Source organism: Pelomicrobium sp. G1 (assembly GCF_051905455.1).
GTDB lineage: Bacteria > Pseudomonadota > Gammaproteobacteria > Burkholderiales > UBA6910 > Pelomicrobium.
The window spans coordinates 1-232 of record NZ_JBQACR010000659.1; the positions used below are offsets into that span (position 1 = coordinate 1).

The window sequence follows — 232 nt, forward strand, 5'->3', positions numbered from 1 at the left end:
GCGCCCGGCGATCACCGGCGTGCCGCAGGACATGGCCTCGCTCATCACCAGCCCGAAGGGCTCCGGCCAGTCGATGGGGAAGAGAAGCACCAGCGCGTTGCCCAGGAACTCGGACTTTTGCGCTTCATAGATCTCGCCGATGAACTCCACCTGCGGGTCGGCGAGCAAGGGCTTTCTTCTTTCTTGAAAGTACGTCTCGTCCACCTTGTCCACCTTGGCGGCGATCATGAGC

1 protein-coding gene is annotated in these 232 nt (G+C 62.1%); it reads right to left on the reverse strand.

The window, feature by feature from the left end; genetic code table 11:
- Positions 1 to 232: glycosyltransferase (locus tag ACTFO6_RS20010; RefSeq protein WP_439936019.1), on the reverse strand; the 232-nt coding region annotated here is incomplete at both ends.